Source organism: Planktothrix tepida PCC 9214 (assembly GCF_900009145.1).
Classification (GTDB): domain Bacteria; phylum Cyanobacteriota; class Cyanobacteriia; order Cyanobacteriales; family Microcoleaceae; genus Planktothrix; species Planktothrix tepida.
Genome location: NZ_LN889834.1, coordinates 1 through 354, shown reverse-complemented (window position 1 = coordinate 354; position 354 = coordinate 1). Strand labels below are relative to the sequence as shown.

The window sequence follows — 354 nt, the reverse complement described above, 5'->3', positions numbered from 1 at the left end:
GTTTTAAATACTTACATCTAGGAATTATCTCACCAATTCCGAGAAAATCTTTACCGGAAATTGCTAAAATAGTAGGAATTAGGTCGCCACAATCACTGCATCATTTCTTAGCCAATTCGCCTTGGTCAGCAAGGGAATTAAAGGAAAGAAGATTAGCCCGAACTCTAAAAGCATTGAAAGGAGAGAAGATTATAGTAATAATTGATGAGACAGGAGATAGGAGAAAGGGAAAAAAAACCGACTATATAGCTAGACAATACTTGGGAAGTGTGGGCAAAACAGATCGGGGAATAGTATCAGTTAATGCTTACGGTGTTTATAAAAATATAACCTTTCCTTTAGTGTTTAGAGTAT

General features: G+C 35.9%; 1 protein-coding gene. It reads left to right on the top strand.

All coding sequences use genetic code 11. The features are described from left to right. Positions 1-354 (top strand): transposase (locus PL9214_RS29355; RefSeq protein ID WP_186440511.1); only part of this gene is annotated, 354 nt, incomplete at both ends.